Genomic DNA, 15,527 nt, shown 5'->3' with positions numbered 1-15,527 from the left:
CTGGACTTCGAAAGTACTTACCAGCTGGCTTTAACCAGACCTGGTACGTCACCACGCATTGCCGCTTCACGCAGTTTGTTACGGCCGAGGCCGAACTTGCGGTAAACGCCGTGTGGACGACCGGTCAGGCGGCAGCGGTTACGCATGCGCGAGGCGCTTGCGTCACGTGGCTGCTTCTGCAGAGCTACTGTAGCTTCCCAACGCGCCTCTGGACTTGCGTTCAGATCAACGATGATAGCTTTCAGTGCTGCACGCTTCTTGGCGTACTTGGCAACCGTGAGCTGACGCTTCAGCTCGCGGTTTTTCATGCTCATCTTGGCCATGGTCCTACTCCAATCAGTTGCGGAACGGGAATTTGAACGCACGCAGCAGAGCGCGGCCTTCATCATCGTTCTTGGCAGTGGTGGTCAGGGTGATGTCCAGACCGCGGAGAGCATCGATCTTGTCGTAGTCGATTTCCGGGAAGATGATCTGCTCTTTCACGCCCATGCTGTAGTTACCACGACCATCGAAGGACTTGGCATTCAGGCCGCGGAAGTCGCGAACCCGAGGCAGGGAGATCGACAGCAGACGATCCAGGAACTCGTACATACGCTCACGGCGCAGAGTCACTTTGACACCGATCGGCCAACCTTCACGGACTTTAAAGCCAGCGATGGATTTCCGAGCGTAAGTCACAACGACTTTTTGACCGGTGATCTTTTCCAGGTCAGCAACAGCGTGCTCGATGACTTTTTTGTCACCGATCGCTTCGCCCAGACCCATGTTCAGGGTGATTTTGGTAACGCGCGGAACTTCCATCACGTTCGAAAGCTTAAGTTCTTCCTTAAGCTTCGGAGCGATTTCCTTCCGGTAAATCTCTTTTAGTCGTGCCATGGTCTTATCTACCTAGCAGTGTTCAAGCATCAACCGCTTTTTGGGTCGACTTGAAGACACGAATTTTCTTACCGTCTTCTACTTTGAAACCAACGCGGTCAGCCTTGTTGGTTTCGCCGTTGAAGATGGCGACGTTAGAAGCGTGCAATGGCGCTTCTTTCTCGACGATACCGCCCTGTACGCCCGACGCGGGGTTAGGCTTGGTATGACGCTTGACCAGGTTCAGACCACCAATGACCAGACGGTCATCAGCAAGAACCTTCAGCACCTTACCGCGCTTACCTTTGTCTTTGCCGGCGATCACGATGATCTCGTCGTCACGACGAATCTTTTGCATGTCGGATCTCCTTACAGCACTTCTGGGGCGAGCGAGACGATCTTCATGAACTTCTCAGTACGAAGTTCACGGGTCACTGGCCCAAAGATACGGGTGCCGATCGGCTCTTGCTTGTTGTTCAGAAGAACAGCAGCGTTGCCATCAAAGCGGATAATGGAGCCATCAGCACGACGTACGCCGTGACGAGTGCGGACTACAACAGCAGTCATCACTTGGCCTTTTTTCACTTTACCGCGAGGAATTGCTTCCTTGACGGTAACTTTGATGATGTCACCGATACCAGCGTAACGACGATGGGAGCCACCCAGCACCTTGATGCACATAACACGGCGAGCGCCGCTGTTATCGGCCACATCGAGCATGGATTGAGTCTGAATCATATAATTTCTCCGACCCCTAGTCCTTAGACTTCCACAGCGCGTTCGAGAACATCAACCAGCGCCCAAGACTTAGTCTTGGCCAGCGGACGAGTTTCACGAATAGTGACTTTGTCGCCGATGTGGCACTGGTTGGTTTCGTCGTGCGCGTGCAGCTTAGTCGAACGCTTAACATATTTACCGTAGATCGGGTGCTTAACGCGACGCTCGATCAAAACGGTGATGGTTTTGTCCATCTTGTCGCTGACAACACGGCCAGTCAGCGTACGGACAGTCTTTTCGGCTTCAGCCATGATCACTTACCTGCCTGCTGGTTGAGCACAGTCTTCACGCGAGCAATGTCACGCTTAACTTGCGAGAGCAGATGAGACTGCCCCAACTGGCCAGTTGCTTTCTGCATACGCAGATTGAACTGGTCGCGCAGCAGGCCGAGCAGTTGCTCGTTCAGCTGCTGTGCGGATTTTTCACGAAGTTCATTCGCTTTCATCACATCACCGTCCGTTTAACAAAGGCGGTGGCGAGCGGCAGCTTTGCAGCAGCCAGGGCAAAAGCCTCACGCGCCAGCTCTTCAGTTACACCCTCGATTTCATACAGGACTTTGCCTGGCTGAATCTGGGCTACCCAGTATTCCACGTTACCCTTACCTTTACCCATCCGAACCTCGAGAGGCTTTTTGGAGATCGGCTTGTCCGGGAATACACGGATCCAGATCTTGCCGCCACGTTTTACGTGACGGGTCAGTGCACGACGCGCTGACTCGATCTGACGAGCGGTGAGACGACCACGAGCTACAGACTTCAGCGCGAACTCGCCGAAGCTGACTTTGCTACCGCGCTGAGCCAGACCACGGTTGTGGCCTGTCATCTGCTTGCGGAACTTCGTACGCTTAGGTTGCAACATTTGGCGTACCCCTTACTTAGCAGCTTTTTTACGAGGCGCTGGTGCTTGTGGTTTCAGTTCTTCTTGGCGACCACCAATTACTTCGCCTTTGAAGATCCAAACCTTTACACCGATCACACCGTAAGTGGTGTGAGCTTCGTAGTTGGCATAGTCGATGTCGGCACGCAGGGTGTGCAACGGCACACGACCTTCGCGATACCATTCAGTACGTGCGATTTCAGCACCGCCGAGACGACCGCTCACTTGGATTTTGATGCCCTTGGCACCAATACGCATTGCGTTCTGCACGGCGCGCTTCATAGCACGACGGAACATTACGCGGCGCTCCAGCTGCTGAGCTACGCTCTGCGCAACCAGCATACCGTCGAGCTCCGGCTTGCGGATCTCTTCGATATTGATGTGCACAGGCACACCCATTTGCTTGGTCAGGTCCTGACGCAGTTTCTCAACATCTTCACCTTTCTTCCCGATAACGATACCTGGACGAGCGGTGTGGATGGTGATACGTGCAGTTTGAGCCGGACGATGGATATCGATACGGCTTACGGACGCGCTTTTTAGTTTGTCTTGGAGATACTCACGCACCTTCAGATCAGCGAACAAATAGTCCGCATAAGTCCGACCGTCTGCGTACCAGACGGAGGTGTGCTCCTTGACGATTCCCAGGCGAATGCCAATGGGATGTACTTTCTGACCCATCTCTTCGACTCCGTTACTTGTCAGCAACCTTGACAGTGATATGGCAAGACCGCTTGACGATGCGATCAGCACGGCCTTTGGCACGCGGCATGATACGCTTCAGCGAACGCCCTTCGTTGACGAAAACGGTGCTGACCTTCAGGTCATCAACGTCTGCGCCTTCGTTATGCTCGGCGTTGGCTACGGCCGACTCCAGCACTTTCTTCATGATCTCGGCGGCTTTCTTACTGCTGAAAGCCAACAGGTTGAGCGCTTCGCCCACCTTCTTCCCGCGGATCTGGTCGGCGACCAAGCGGGCTTTCTGGGCGGAGATTCGAGCGCCCGACAACTTAGCGGCTACTTCCATTTCCTAACCCCTTAACGCTTGGCTTTCTTGTCTGCCACGTGCCCACGGTAAGTGCGGGTACCGGCAAACTCGCCCAGTTTGTGGCCGACCATGTCTTCGTTAACGAGAACTGGGACGTGTTGACGACCGTTGTGTACTGCGATGGTCAAACCGACCATTTGTGGCAGGATCATAGAACGGCGCGACCAGGTCTTAACTGGTTTGCGATCGTTCTTTTCCGCCGCCACTTCGATCTTCTTCAGTAGGTGAAGATCAATAAAAGGACCTTTTTTCAGAGAACGTGGCACTGTCGTATCCCTCTATTTACTTGCGACGACGGACGATCATTTTGTCGGTACGCTTATTACCACGAGTCTTCGCGCCCTTAGTCGGGAAGCCCCATGGCGATACCGGATGACGACCACCAGAGGTACGACCTTCACCACCACCGTGTGGGTGGTCAACCGGGTTCATGGCAACACCACGAACGGTTGGGCGAACGCCACGCCAGCGTTTGGCACCAGCTTTACCCAGCGAACGCAGGCTGTGCTCGGAGTTCGAGACTTCGCCCAGGGTCGCACGGCATTCAGCCAGTACTTTACGCATCTCACCAGAACGCAGACGCAGGGTCACGTAGACACCTTCACGAGCGATCAGCTGAGCCGAAGCACCAGCGGAACGAGCGATCTGTGCGCCTTTACCTGGCTTCAATTCGATGCCGTGTACGGTGCTACCAACTGGAATGTTACGCAGTTGCAGAGCGTTGCCCGGCTTGATCGGTGCCAGGGCACCTGCGATCAGCTGGTCGCCAGCACTCACGCCTTTAGGCGCGATGATATAGCGACGCTCGCCATCTGCGTACAGCAGCAGAGCGATGTGAGCAGTACGGTTTGGATCGTATTCGATACGCTCGACAGTGGCAGAGATGCCATCTTTGTCGTTGCGACGGAAATCGACCAGACGATAATGCTGCTTATGGCCACCACCGATGTGACGAGTGGTAATACGACCATTGTTGTTACGACCACCAGTCTTCGATTTCTTCTCGAGCAGCGGTGCGTGAGGAGCGCCTTTATGCAGCTCCTGGTTGACCACCTTGACCACAAAACGGCGGCCAGGGGAAGTCGGTTTGCATTTAACGATTGCCATGATGCACCCCTTCCTTACTCAGCACTGCTGCTGAAATCGAGATCTTGGCCTGGCTGAAGGGAGATAACTGCCTTCTTCCAGTCATTACGCTTGCCCAGACCGCGAGCAGTGCGCTTGCTCTTACCCAGAACATTCAGGGTAGTAACACGCTCTACTTTCACGCTGAACAGGCTTTCGACGGCCTTCTTGATTTCCAGCTTGGTTGCGTCAGTTGCAACCTTGAAAACGAACTGGCCTTTCTTGTCAGCCAGAACCGTAGCCTTTTCGGAAACGTGCGGGCCAAGCAGAACTTTAAATACGCGTTCCTGGTTCATCCCAGCAGCTCCTCGAATTTCTTCACGGCCGACACGGTGATCAACACCTTGTCGTATGCGATCAGACTAACTGGATCGGAACCTTGCACGTCACGTACATCAACGTGTGGCAGGTTGCGAGCAGCCAGGTACAGGTTCTGATCAACAGCTTCGGACACGATCAAAACGTCGGTCAGATTCATGTTGTTCAGCTTGCCCAGCAGATCTTTGGTTTTTGGACCTTCAACAGCGAAGTCCTGAACCACGACCAGACGATCAGTACGCACGAGTTCAGCAAGGATGGAGCGCAGTGCTGCGCGATACATCTTCTTGTTGAGCTTCTGAGAGTGATCCTGTGGACGAGCTGCGAAAGTGGTACCGCCGCCACGCCAGATTGGGCTACGGATAGTACCGGCACGAGCACGGCCAGTACCTTTCTGACGCCAAGGGCGCTTACCGCCACCACGAACGTCGGAACGGGTCTTTTGCTGCTTGCTACCTTGACGGCCGCCGGCCATGTAGGCCACGACTGCTTGGTGAACGAGCGTCTCGTTGAATTCGCCGCCAAATGTCAGTTCGGAAACTTCGATCGCTTGAGCGTCATTTACATTTAATTGCATGTCAGCTTCCCCTTAACCGCGAGCCTTGGCCGCTGGACGTACAACCAGGTTGCCGCCAGTAGCGCCAGGAACAGCACCCTTGACCAACAACAGATTGCGTTCAGCGTCGACGCGCACTACTTCGAGGGACTGCACGGTCACGCGCTCAGCGCCCATATGACCGGACATTTTTTTGCCCTTGAATACACGACCAGGAGTCTGGCACTGGCCAATAGAGCCCGGGACGCGGTGGGAAACGGAGTTACCGTGAGTGTTGTCTTGGCCACGGAAATTCCAACGCTTGATCGTACCCTGGAAGCCTTTACCTTTGGACTGACCGGTTACATCAACCAGTTGACCAGCGGCGAAGATTTCAGCGTTGATCAGATCGCCAGCCTGGTAGTCACCATCTTCAAGACGGAACTCCATGACAGTACGACCAGCTGCAACGTTTGCTTTAGCGAAGTGACCTGCTTGAGCAGCAGTCACGCGCGAAGCACGACGCTCGCCGACAGTGACTTGCACTGCACGATAGCCATCGGTTTCTTCAGTTTTGAACTGGGTGACGCGATTCGGCTCGATCTCAATGACCGTGACCGGAATGGAGACACCTTCTTCGGTGAAAATACGGGTCATACCGCATTTACGACCGACTACACCAATAGTCATGTTGTAAACCTCATGAGTGTACGGGGCTTTCACCCGCTATGGCCGCCCATTTCAGAGCGTTACACGACTAAGACCCGAGTCTTAGCCGAGGCTGATCTGTACTTCCACACCGGCCGCCAGATCAAGCTTCATAAGAGCATCAACGGTTTTATCCGTTGGCTGGACGATGTCCAGAACGCGCTTATGAGTACGGATCTCGTACTGGTCACGCGCGTCTTTGTTGACGTGCGGGGAGACCAGAACGGTGAACCGCTCTTTGCGGGTAGGCAGTGGAATAGGACCACGCACTTGTGCCCCAGTACGTTTCGCGGTTTCCACGATTTCCTGGGTGGATTGGTCGATCAGGCGATGGTCAAAAGCCTTCAACCTGATACGGATTTGCTGATTTTGCATTGGATTTCAGACTCCGGCTGCTATTCCCAGCGAGCGCAATACGCCCGTTAAAAGGAGGCGCAATTCTATAGACGCCCCAGATAGGTGTCAACCCAATAAAAAAGGCCTCCGCTAAGCGGAGGCCTTCTCAAAAAACCGAGCTACCTCAGAAGAGATAATTACTCGATGATTTTAGCTACAACACCAGCACCAACGGTACGGCCGCCTTCACGGATAGCGAAGCGCAGACCGTCTTCCATTGCGATGGTTTTGATCAGGGTGACAACCATTTTGATGTTGTCGCCTGGCATTACCATCTCAACGCCTTCCGGCAGTTCGCAGTTACCAGTTACGTCGGTAGTACGGAAGTAGAACTGTGGACGGTAGCCTTTGAAGAACGGAGTGTGACGACCGCCTTCTTCTTTGCTCAGCACGTACACTTCAGCTTCGAACTTGGTGTGCGGCTTAACCGAACCTGGCTTAACCAGAACCTGGCCACGCTCAACGTCGTCACGCTTGGTACCACGCAGCAGAACGCCGCAGTTCTCGCCAGCACGACCTTCGTCGAGCAGCTTACGGAACATTTCAACACCGGTGCAGGTGGTGACGGTAGTGTCACGCAGACCAACGATTTCCAGTGGATCCTGAACCTTGACGATACCGCGCTCGATACGGCCAGTTACAACAGTACCGCGACCGGAGATCGAGAATACGTCTTCGATTGGCATCAGGAACGGCTTGTCGATAACACGAACTGGATCTGGGATGTAGCTGTCCAGAGTCTCAACCAGTTTACGAACGGCAGTGGTGCCCATTTCGTTTTCGTCGTTACCTTCCAGAGCCATACGAGCAGAACCGATGATGATCGGAGTGTCGTCGCCTGGGAAGTCGTAAGTGCTCAGCAGATCGCGCACTTCCATCTCAACCAGTTCCAGCAGCTCAGCGTCGTCTACCAGGTCAGCCTTGTTCAGGAAGACCACGATGTACGGAACGCCAACCTGACGGGACAGCAGGATGTGCTCACGGGTTTGTGGCATCGGACCATCAGCGGCCGAGCAAACCAGGATTGCGCCGTCCATCTGGGCAGCACCGGTGATCATGTTCTTCACATAGTCAGCGTGACCTGGGCAGTCAACGTGAGCGTAGTGACGGATCAGCGAGTTGTATTCAACGTGCGCGGTGTTGATGGTGATACCACGAGCTTTTTCTTCTGGCGCGCTGTCGATTTTATCGAAATCAACGATTGCGGAACCGAATACTTCGGAGCAAACGCGAGTCAGAGCAGCAGTCAGAGTGGTTTTACCATGGTCAACGTGACCGATGGTGCCAACGTTGACGTGCGGTAGGGAACGATCAAATTTTTCTTTAGCCACGACAATTAACTCCTTGCCTAAAGGACTGAATCAGCCTTGTTTTTTGGATACAGTTTCAGCGATATGCGCCGGAGCTGTGTTGTATTTTTTGAATTCCATAGAGTAGCTTGCGCGACCCTGGGACATGGAACGAACGTCGGTCGCATAACCGAACATCTCACCCAACGGAACCTCGGCGCGAATCACTTTGCCGGAAACCGTGTCTTCCATACCCAAGATCATGCCGCGACGACGGTTAAGGTCGCCCATGACATCACCCATATAGTCTTCAGGTGTAACAACTTCTACCGCCATGATTGGCTCAAGCAACTCACCACCGCCCTTCTGGGCCAGTTGCTTGGTTGCCATGGAAGCAGCCACCTTAAACGCCATCTCGTTGGAGTCGACGTCGTGGTAAGAACCGTCAAAAACGGTTGCTTTCAGGCCGATCAGCGGATAGCCGGCAACAACACCGTTCTTCATCTGCTCTTCGATGCCCTTCTGGATAGCAGGGATGTATTCCTTAGGAACCACACCACCTACTACTTCGTTCACGAATTGCAGACCTTCCTGACCTTCGTCAGCAGGAGCAAAACGGATCCAGCAGTGACCGAACTGACCACGACCGCCGGACTGACGAACGAACTTGCCTTCGATTTCACAGTTCTTCGTGATGCGCTCACGATAGGAAACCTGAGGCTTACCGATGTTGGCTTCGACGTTGAACTCACGGCGCATCCGGTCAACCAGGATGTCCAGGTGCAGCTCGCCCATGCCGGAGATGATCGTTTGACCAGTCTCTTCATCAGTCTTGACGCGGAAAGATGGATCTTCCTGAGCAAGCTTGCCCAGAGCGATACCCATTTTTTCCTGGTCATCCTTGGTCTTAGGCTCTACGGCAACCGAGATAACCGGCTCCGGGAAGTCCATGCGAACCAGGATGATTGGCTTAGCAGCGTCGCACAAAGTCTCACCAGTGGTGACGTCCTTCATGCCGATCAGGGCCGCGATGTCACCAGCGCGTACTTCCTTGATCTCTTCGCGGGCGTTTGCGTGCATTTGCACCATACGACCCACGCGCTCTTTCTTGCCTTTAACCGAGTTGATCACGCCGTCGCCGGAGGCCAACACGCCCGAGTAAACGCGGACGAAGGTCAAAGTACCCACGAATGGGTCAGTAGCGATCTTGAACGCCAGAGCCGAGAACGGCTCGCTGTCGTCAGCATGACGCTCCATCTCTTCTTCCTCGTTATCAGGGTTGGTACCCTTGATAGCAGGAATGTCGGTTGGAGCAGGCAGGTAGTCGATAACGGCGTCGAGAACCAGGGGAACACCCTTGTTCTTGAAGGAAGAACCGCAAACAGCCAAGACGATCTCACCAGCAATAGTACGCTGACGCAGAGCGGCCTTGATTTCCACGTTGGTGAGTTCTTCACCTTCGAGGTACTTGTTCATCAGCTCTTCGCTGGCTTCGGCAGCAGCCTCAACCAGGTTATTGCGCCACTCGTCAGCCAGTTCCTGCAACTCTGCAGGGATAGGCTTGCGAACAGGAACCATACCTTTGTCGGCGTCATTCCAGTAGACGGCTTCCATGGTGATCAGATCGATCTGGCCCTGGAAGTTGTCTTCGGAACCGATAGCCAATTGGATTGGCACCGGAGTGTGACCCAGACGCTGCTTGATCTGACCGATCACGCGCAGGAAGTTCGCACCAGCACGGTCCATCTTGTTTACGTAAACAAGACGCGGAACACCGTACTTGTTGGCTTGACGCCATACGGTTTCCGACTGAGGCTCAACACCCGAAGTACCGCAGAACACAACGACCGCGCCGTCGAGTACACGCAGGGAACGTTCAACTTCAATAGTGAAGTCAACGTGGCCCGGGGTATCGATTACGTTGAAGCGATGCTCGTCTTTGTACTGCTTGGCAGAACCTTTCCAGAAGGCGGTAATAGCAGCAGAAGTAATGGTAATACCACGCTCCTGCTCCTGAACCATCCAGTCTGTGGTCGCGGCGCCATCATGCACCTCGCCCATTTTGTGACTTTTGCCGGTGTAAAACAGTACGCGCTCGGTGGTGGTGGTTTTACCAGCATCCACGTGAGCAACGATACCGATGTTACGGTAGCGGCTAATCGGAGTAGTACGAGCCATAAAGCCCTCGCAAAATTAGTGAAGCTAAGATTAGAAGCGGTAGTGCGAGAAAGCTTTGTTAGCTTCAGCCATACGGTGCACGTCTTCACGCTTCTTAACAGCAGCACCTTTACCTTCAGCAGCGTCCAACAGCTCGCCGGCCAAACGCAGAGCCATAGACTTCTCGCCGCGCTTACGGGCGAAGTCTACCAACCAGCGCATTGCCAGGGCGTTACGACGGGACGGGCGAACTTCAACCGGAACCTGGTAAGTAGCACCGCCTACACGGCGCGACTTCACTTCGACCAGCGGAGCGATGGCGTCGAGAGCTTTCTCGAAGATTTCCAGGGGGTCGCTGTTCTTGCGTTCTTTAACCTTTTCCAGCGCGCCATAAACGATACGCTCGGCAACGGCTTTCTTGCCGCTTTCCATCACGTGGTTCATGAACTTGGCCAGGATTTGGCTTCCGTATTTTGGATCGTCAAGCACTTCGCGCTTGGCTGCTACGCGTCTTCTTGGCATGGATAAGCCCTCAAACGGTCTTCAGGTTCGTTCGGAATCGGTGCCCTTGCGGGACGCCTCCGACCTTACTCTTATCGACTCAGAAAATAAGATGATTCAGTTTACAAAAAGCCGCTACTACTTAGGCTTCTTGGTACCGTACTTCGAACGACCCTGGTTACGACCTTTAACGCCGGAAGTATCCAAGGAGCCGCGTACGGTGTGATAACGAACACCTGGCAAGTCTTTTACACGACCGCCGCGGATCAGTACCACGCTGTGCTCTTGCAGGTTGTGGCCTTCACCGCCGATGTACGAGGAAACCTCGAAACCGTTGGTCAGGCGCACACGGCATACTTTACGCAGTGCCGAGTTAGGTTTTTTCGGCGTAGTGGTATACACGCGAGTGCATACGCCACGACGTTGCGGGCAGTTCTGCAGCGCAGGCACGTCGGATTTCTCGACGATACGCTTACGCGGCTGACGTACCAGCTGGTTGATAGTTGCCATCTACTAGCTCCACTGTTGTCTTGCGACGCTATTGTCTTGCAAGAAAAGCAAAATGGCAGGAACGAATTCCCGCCAAATTTAGGGGTACAAGAGTCTAAAGAGGATCTTGCCCCCAGTCAAGGCAAGGCCCCGACCTCCCCCTCCACCGAAACCCGACAAAACTGTCTTGTTCCGACGAACGGGGCTGCCAGGGCCCGGTCTTATTTATCGCAGAACTCAGTTACCGCTAGAGTTCAGCGCTTCGGTCAGTGCAGCTTCCACTTCACTGGCGCTTACGCGCAGCGGCTTGTCGAGTTCACGGCGACGCTTACGCTCGCTGTGGTAGGCCAAGCCGGTACCGGCCGGGATCAGACGACCCACAACCACGTTTTCTTTCAGGCCGCGCAGGTAGTCGCGCTTGCCGGTTACCGCCGCTTCGGTCAGTACGCGAGTGGTTTCCTGGAAGGAAGCCGCCGAGATGAACGATTCGGTGGACAACGACGCCTTGGTGATACCCAGCAGAACACGAGTGAACTTGGAGACAAACTTGTCCTCCGTGCTCAGGCGCTCGTTTTCTACCAGTACGTGAGTCAGTTCCATCTGGTCGCCCTTGATGAAACTCGAATCGCCGGATTCAGCGATTTCAACTTTACGCAGCATCTGACGCAGGATGGTCTCGATGTGCTTATCGTTGATCTTCACGCCCTGCAGACGGTAAACGTCCTGGATCTCGTTGACGATGTACTTGGCCAGCGCACTCACACCCAGCAGACGCAGGATGTCGTGTGGATCGCTCGGGCCGTCGGAGATAACTTCGCCGCGGTTTACCTGTTCGCCTTCGAAGACGTTCAGGTGACGCCACTTCGGAATCAGCTCTTCATACGGATCGCTACCGTCGTTCGGGGTAATGACCAGACGGCGCTTGCCCTTGGTCTCTTTACCGAACGCGATGGTGCCGCTGACTTCAGCCAGGATCGACGCTTCTTTCGGACGACGAGCTTCGAACAAGTCGGCAACACGCGGCAGACCACCGGTGATGTCGCGGGTTTTCGAAGTTTCTTGCGGGATACGAGCGATAACATCACCGATCGCGATCTTCGCACCATCCGCTACACCGACCAAGGCGTTGGCTGGCAGGAAGTACTGAGCGATAACGTCAGTGCCTGGCAGCAACAGATCCTTGCCGTTGTCATCGACCATCTTCACGGCAGGACGGATGTCTTTACCGGCAGCTGGACGATCTTTGGCGTCGAGTACTTCAATGTTGGTCATACCGGTCAATTCGTCAGTCTGACGCTTGATCGTGATGCCTTCTTCCATGCCCACGTAGGTCACGGTACCTTTCATTTCGGTAACGATTGGGTGAGTGTGCGGATCCCACTTGGCCACGATTGCGCCAGCGTCGACCTTGTCACCTTCTTTAACCGAAATCACAGCACCGTACGGCAGCTTGTAACGCTCACGCTCACGACCGAAGTCATCAGCGATTGCCAGCTCACCGGAACGGGACACAGCAACAAGGTGGCCATCCACTCGCTCAACGTGCTTGAGGTTATGCAGGCGGACGGTACCGCCATTCTTCACCTGAACGCTGTCAGCTGCGGAGGTCCGGCTAGCCGCACCACCGATGTGGAACGTACGCATGGTCAGCTGGGTACCCGGCTCACCGATGGACTGGGCAGCGATAACGCCGACCGCTTCACCGATGTTCACCTGGTGACCACGAGCCAAGTCACGGCCATAGCACTTGGCGCAGATGCCGTAGCGGGTTTCGCAGCTGATCGGCGAGCGAACAATCACTTCGTCGATGCTGTTGAGTTCGATGAACTCGACCCACTTCTCATCTACCAGGGTGCCGGCAGGAACGATAACTTCCTCGGTACCTGGCTTGAATACGTCACGGGCAATAACACGGCCCAATACGCGCTCACCCAGCGGCTCTACAACGTCACCGCCTTCAATGTGCGGAGTCATCAGCAGGCCGTGCTCGGTGCCGCAATCGATCTCGGTTACAACCAGATCTTGTGCAACGTCTACCAGACGACGAGTCAGGTAACCGGAGTTAGCGGTTTTCAACGCGGTATCCGCCAGACCTTTACGAGCACCGTGCGTGGAGATGAAGTACTGAAGTACGCTCAAACCTTCACGGAAGTTCGCAGTAATCGGCGTTTCGATGATGGAACCATCCGGCTTGGCCATCAGGCCACGCATACCGGCGAGCTGACGGATCTGCGCAGCAGAACCCCGTGCGCCCGAGTCGGCCATCATGTACATCGAGTTGAAAGACTCTTGATCGACTTCGACGCCATGGCGGTCGATGACCTTCTCTTTCGAGAGGTTGGCCATCATCGCCTTGGACACTTCGTCGTTGGCCTTGGACCAAAGGTCGATCACTTTGTTGTACTTCTCGCCCTGGGTTACCAGGCCGGAGGCGTACTGGCTCTCGATCTCTTTCACTTCGTCAGTGGCGGCACTGATGATGCGGGCTTTTTCATCCGGGATAACGAAGTCGTTAACGCCGATGGAAACGCCGGAAATGGTCGAGTAAGCGAAACCGGTATACATCAACTGGTCAGCGAAGATCACGGTCTCTTTCAGACCAACCACGCGGTAGCACTGGTTGATCAGCTTGGAGATCGCCTTTTTCTTCATCGGCAGGTTGACGACGTCGTAAGACAGACCTTTTGGCACAACCTGGTACAACAGCGCACGGCCGACAGTGGTGTCGACGATACGGGTGTTGCTCACGCTGCCGCCGTCACGGTCGTTGACGGTTTCGTGGATCCGCACCTTGACCTTGGCGTGCAGTGCGGCTTCGCCGGCACGGAACACACGGTCAACTTCTTGCAGGTCAGCGAATACACGACCTTCGCCCTTGGCGTTGATCGCTTCACGGGTCATGTAGTACAGACCCAATACAACGTCCTGCGACGGAACGATGATTGGCTCACCGTTGGCTGGCGACAGGATGTTGTTGGTCGACATCATCAACGCACGCGCTTCCAACTGGGCTTCCAGTGTCAGCGGTACGTGCACGGCCATTTGGTCGCCGTCGAAGTCGGCGTTGTACGCAGCACAGACCAGAGGGTGCAGCTGGATAGCCTTACCTTCGATCAGTACCGGTTCAAACGCCTGGATACCCAGACGGTGAAGGGTCGGTGCACGGTTGAGGAGAACCGGGTGTTCGCGAATCACTTCAGCAAGAACGTCCCAAACCTCTGGCAGTTCGCGCTCGACCATTTTCTTGGCCGCTTTGATGGTGGTCGCAAGACCGCGCATTTCCAGCTTGCCGAAGATGAACGGCTTGAACAGCTCCAGCGCCATCTTCTTAGGCAGACCGCACTGGTGCAGACGCAGGGTCGGGCCTACGGTAATTACCGAACGACCGGAGTAGTCAACACGCTTACCGAGCAAGTTCTGACGGAAACGACCTTGCTTACCCTTGATCATGTCAGCCAGGGATTTCAGAGGACGCTTGTTGGAACCTGTGATAGCGCGGCCACGACGACCGTTGTCGAGCAAGGCATCGACCGCTTCTTGCAACATACGCTTTTCGTTGCGCACGATGATGTCCGGAGCGGACAGATCAAGCAGGCGCTTCAAGCGGTTGTTACGGTTGATCACGCGGCGGTACAGGTCGTTGAGGTCGGACGTCGCGAAACGACCACCGTCCAACGGTACCAGCGGACGCAGGTCTGGCGGCAGAACCGGCAGAACGGTCAGCACCATCCACTCTGGCAGGTTGCCGGAACCCTGGAAGGCTTCCATCAACTTCAGACGCTTGGACAGTTTCTTGATCTTGGTTTCGGAGTTGGTTTGCGGGATTTCTTCGCGCAGACGACCAATCTCGTGCTCCAGGTCGATAGCGTGCAGCAGTTCGCGGACAGCCTCGGCACCCATGCGGGCATCGAAATCGTCGCCGAACTCTTCCAGCGCTTCGAAGTACTGCTCGTCGTTCAGCAGCTGACCCTTTTCAAGGGTGGTCATGCCTGGATCGATAACGACATAGCTCTCGAAGTAGAGAACGCGTTCGATATCACGCAGGGTCATGTCCATCAGCAAACCGATACGGGACGGCAGCGATTTCAGGAACCAGATGTGGGCAACCGGCGAAGCCAGCTCGATGTGCGCCATGCGCTCACGACGAACCTTGGCCAGCGCGACTTCAACGCCGCACTTCTCGCAGATAACACCACGGTGCTTCAAGCGCTTGTACTTACCGCACAGGCACTCGTAATCCTTTACCGGGCCAAAGATCTTGGCGCAGAACAGGCCGTCACGCTCAGGTTTGAACGTACGGTAGTTGATGGTTTCCGGCTTTTTAACTTCACCGAACGACCACGAACGGATCATCTCAGGCGATGCCAATCCAATACGGATGGCGTCGAACTCTTCGACTTGACCCTGGTTTTTCAGCAAATTCAGTAGGTCTTTCAAGGCCTTTCCTCCTGGC

Annotated in this window: 20 protein-coding genes; all 20 read right to left on the bottom strand. The window is 54.8% G+C overall.

Features of this window, described 5'->3' with window-relative positions:
- Positions 1 to 17: 17 nt before the first annotated feature.
- The gene (gene rpsN / locus FIV38_RS22560; RefSeq protein WP_003176414.1) at positions 18 to 323 is read right to left on the bottom strand and encodes a 30S ribosomal protein S14; all 306 of its coding nucleotides are present in this window, start codon (positions 321 to 323) and stop codon (positions 18 to 20) included.
- A gap of 13 nt (positions 324 to 336) precedes the next feature.
- The gene (gene rplE / locus FIV38_RS22555; RefSeq protein WP_003210069.1) at positions 337 to 876 is read right to left on the bottom strand and encodes a 50S ribosomal protein L5; all 540 of its coding nucleotides are present in this window, start codon (positions 874 to 876) and stop codon (positions 337 to 339) included.
- Between the two features lie 22 nt (positions 877 to 898).
- Positions 899 to 1,213: a 50S ribosomal protein L24 gene (gene rplX / locus FIV38_RS22550; protein WP_029299388.1), complete on the bottom strand. Its 315-nt coding sequence runs from the start codon at positions 1,211 to 1,213 to the stop codon at positions 899 to 901.
- An 11-nt stretch (positions 1,214 to 1,224) separates the two neighbouring features.
- The gene (rplN, locus tag FIV38_RS22545) at positions 1,225 to 1,593 is read right to left on the bottom strand and encodes a 50S ribosomal protein L14 (protein ID WP_002555479.1); all 369 of its coding nucleotides are present in this window, start codon (positions 1,591 to 1,593) and stop codon (positions 1,225 to 1,227) included.
- Positions 1,594 to 1,616: 23 nt separating this feature from the next.
- Positions 1,617 to 1,883, bottom strand: a complete 267-nt coding sequence (gene rpsQ, locus FIV38_RS22540; protein ID WP_003176419.1) for a 30S ribosomal protein S17 — start codon at positions 1,881 to 1,883, stop codon at positions 1,617 to 1,619.
- A 2-nt stretch (positions 1,884 to 1,885) separates the two neighbouring features.
- Entirely contained in the window at positions 1,886 to 2,077 is a 192-nt protein-coding gene (gene rpmC / locus FIV38_RS22535; RefSeq protein ID WP_002555481.1) for a 50S ribosomal protein L29, read from the bottom strand.
- On the bottom strand, positions 2,077 to 2,490 hold the full coding sequence (gene rplP / locus FIV38_RS22530) for a 50S ribosomal protein L16 (RefSeq protein WP_003232424.1): 414 nt from the start codon (positions 2,488 to 2,490) through the stop codon (positions 2,077 to 2,079). Before rplP ends, rpmC begins: the two co-directional genes overlap by 1 nt.
- A 12-nt stretch (positions 2,491 to 2,502) precedes the next feature.
- The gene (rpsC, locus tag FIV38_RS22525; RefSeq protein WP_003176422.1) at positions 2,503 to 3,189 is read right to left on the bottom strand and encodes a 30S ribosomal protein S3; all 687 of its coding nucleotides are present in this window, start codon (positions 3,187 to 3,189) and stop codon (positions 2,503 to 2,505) included.
- A gap of 13 nt (positions 3,190 to 3,202) precedes the next feature.
- Positions 3,203 to 3,535, bottom strand: coding sequence for a 50S ribosomal protein L22 (rplV, locus tag FIV38_RS22520; RefSeq protein ID WP_003103908.1), 333 nt, complete (start codon positions 3,533 to 3,535; stop codon positions 3,203 to 3,205).
- A gap of 11 nt (positions 3,536 to 3,546) precedes the next feature.
- Complete coding sequence (gene rpsS, locus FIV38_RS22515) at positions 3,547 to 3,822, bottom strand: 30S ribosomal protein S19 (protein WP_002555486.1); 276 nt, start codon at positions 3,820 to 3,822, stop codon at positions 3,547 to 3,549.
- Between the two features lie 16 nt (positions 3,823 to 3,838).
- Positions 3,839 to 4,663, bottom strand: a complete 825-nt coding sequence (gene rplB / locus FIV38_RS22510) for a 50S ribosomal protein L2 (RefSeq protein WP_003176423.1) — start codon at positions 4,661 to 4,663, stop codon at positions 3,839 to 3,841.
- Between the two features lie 14 nt (positions 4,664 to 4,677).
- Positions 4,678 to 4,977: a 50S ribosomal protein L23 gene (gene rplW / locus FIV38_RS22505; protein ID WP_002555488.1), complete on the bottom strand. Its 300-nt coding sequence runs from the start codon at positions 4,975 to 4,977 to the stop codon at positions 4,678 to 4,680.
- Positions 4,974 to 5,576 carry a 50S ribosomal protein L4 gene (rplD, locus tag FIV38_RS22500; protein WP_029299292.1) on the bottom strand — a complete coding sequence of 201 codons (603 nt, stop codon included), beginning with the start codon at positions 5,574 to 5,576 and terminating at the stop codon, positions 4,974 to 4,976. The genes rplW and rplD overlap by 4 nt, the downstream gene beginning before the upstream one ends.
- Before the next feature lie 12 nt (positions 5,577 to 5,588).
- The gene (rplC, locus tag FIV38_RS22495; protein ID WP_003194649.1) at positions 5,589 to 6,224 is read right to left on the bottom strand and encodes a 50S ribosomal protein L3; all 636 of its coding nucleotides are present in this window, start codon (positions 6,222 to 6,224) and stop codon (positions 5,589 to 5,591) included.
- An 81-nt stretch (positions 6,225 to 6,305) separates the two neighbouring features.
- Complete coding sequence (rpsJ, locus tag FIV38_RS22490) at positions 6,306 to 6,617, bottom strand: 30S ribosomal protein S10 (protein WP_003186070.1); 312 nt, start codon at positions 6,615 to 6,617, stop codon at positions 6,306 to 6,308.
- A gap of 158 nt (positions 6,618 to 6,775) precedes the next feature.
- Positions 6,776 to 7,969: an elongation factor Tu gene (gene tuf, locus FIV38_RS22485; RefSeq protein WP_029299269.1), complete on the bottom strand. Its 1,194-nt coding sequence runs from the start codon at positions 7,967 to 7,969 to the stop codon at positions 6,776 to 6,778.
- 30 nt (positions 7,970 to 7,999) lie between these two features.
- Positions 8,000 to 10,105 (bottom strand): elongation factor G, encoded by a 2,106-nt coding sequence (fusA, locus tag FIV38_RS22480; protein WP_029299268.1) that lies wholly within the window; start codon positions 10,103 to 10,105, stop codon positions 8,000 to 8,002.
- Positions 10,106 to 10,135: 30 nt separating this feature from the next.
- Positions 10,136 to 10,606 (bottom strand): 30S ribosomal protein S7, encoded by a 471-nt coding sequence (gene rpsG, locus FIV38_RS22475; protein ID WP_002555493.1) that lies wholly within the window; start codon positions 10,604 to 10,606, stop codon positions 10,136 to 10,138.
- Between the two features lie 117 nt (positions 10,607 to 10,723).
- Complete coding sequence (gene rpsL / locus FIV38_RS22470) at positions 10,724 to 11,095, bottom strand: 30S ribosomal protein S12 (RefSeq protein WP_002555494.1); 372 nt, start codon at positions 11,093 to 11,095, stop codon at positions 10,724 to 10,726.
- 216 nt (positions 11,096 to 11,311) lie between these two features.
- Positions 11,312 to 15,511, bottom strand: a complete 4,200-nt coding sequence (gene rpoC / locus FIV38_RS22465; RefSeq protein ID WP_029299253.1) for a DNA-directed RNA polymerase subunit beta' — start codon at positions 15,509 to 15,511, stop codon at positions 11,312 to 11,314.
- Between the last annotated feature and the right edge of the window lie 16 nt (positions 15,512 to 15,527).

The organism is Pseudomonas proteolytica (assembly GCF_007858275.1).
Taxonomy (GTDB): Bacteria; Pseudomonadota; Gammaproteobacteria; order Pseudomonadales; family Pseudomonadaceae; genus Aquipseudomonas; species Aquipseudomonas proteolytica.
This window is presented reverse-complemented; position numbering and strand designations above follow the sequence as displayed.

What these genes read in the sequence shown, in the direction of transcription:
- rpsJ (WP_003186070.1), bottom strand. Translation starts at nt 6,617, where the DNA reads ATGCAAAATCAGCAAATCCGTATCAGGTTGAAGGCTTTTGACCATCGC.
- rpsL (WP_002555494.1), bottom strand. Translation starts at nt 11,095, where the DNA reads ATGGCAACTATCAACCAGCTGGTACGTCAGCCGCGTAAGCGTATCGTC.
- rplW (WP_002555488.1), bottom strand. Translation starts at nt 4,977, where the DNA reads ATGAACCAGGAACGCGTATTTAAAGTTCTGCTTGGCCCGCACGTTTCC.
- rplE (WP_003210069.1), bottom strand. Translation starts at nt 876, where the DNA reads ATGGCACGACTAAAAGAGATTTACCGGAAGGAAATCGCTCCGAAGCTT.
- rplB (WP_003176423.1), bottom strand. Translation starts at nt 4,663, where the DNA reads ATGGCAATCGTTAAATGCAAACCGACTTCCCCTGGCCGCCGTTTTGTG.
- rpsQ (WP_003176419.1), bottom strand. Translation starts at nt 1,883, where the DNA reads ATGGCTGAAGCCGAAAAGACTGTCCGTACGCTGACTGGCCGTGTTGTC.
- rpmC (WP_002555481.1), bottom strand. Translation starts at nt 2,077, where the DNA reads ATGAAAGCGAATGAACTTCGTGAAAAATCCGCACAGCAGCTGAACGAG.
- fusA (WP_029299268.1), bottom strand. Translation starts at nt 10,105, where the DNA reads ATGGCTCGTACTACTCCGATTAGCCGCTACCGTAACATCGGTATCGTT.
- rplC (WP_003194649.1), bottom strand. Translation starts at nt 6,224, where the DNA reads ATGACTATTGGTGTAGTCGGTCGTAAATGCGGTATGACCCGTATTTTC.
- rplN (WP_002555479.1), bottom strand. Translation starts at nt 1,593, where the DNA reads ATGATTCAGACTCAATCCATGCTCGATGTGGCCGATAACAGCGGCGCT.
- rpsC (WP_003176422.1), bottom strand. Translation starts at nt 3,189, where the DNA reads ATGGGTCAGAAAGTACATCCCATTGGCATTCGCCTGGGAATCGTCAAG.
- rpsN (WP_003176414.1), bottom strand. Translation starts at nt 323, where the DNA reads ATGGCCAAGATGAGCATGAAAAACCGCGAGCTGAAGCGTCAGCTCACG.
- rplD (WP_029299292.1), bottom strand. Translation starts at nt 5,576, where the DNA reads ATGCAATTAAATGTAAATGACGCTCAAGCGATCGAAGTTTCCGAACTG.
- rpsG (WP_002555493.1), bottom strand. Translation starts at nt 10,606, where the DNA reads ATGCCAAGAAGACGCGTAGCAGCCAAGCGCGAAGTGCTTGACGATCCA.
- rplX (WP_029299388.1), bottom strand. Translation starts at nt 1,213, where the DNA reads ATGCAAAAGATTCGTCGTGACGACGAGATCATCGTGATCGCCGGCAAA.
- rplP (WP_003232424.1), bottom strand. Translation starts at nt 2,490, where the DNA reads ATGTTGCAACCTAAGCGTACGAAGTTCCGCAAGCAGATGACAGGCCAC.
- rplV (WP_003103908.1), bottom strand. Translation starts at nt 3,535, where the DNA reads ATGGAAGTAGCCGCTAAGTTGTCGGGCGCTCGAATCTCCGCCCAGAAA.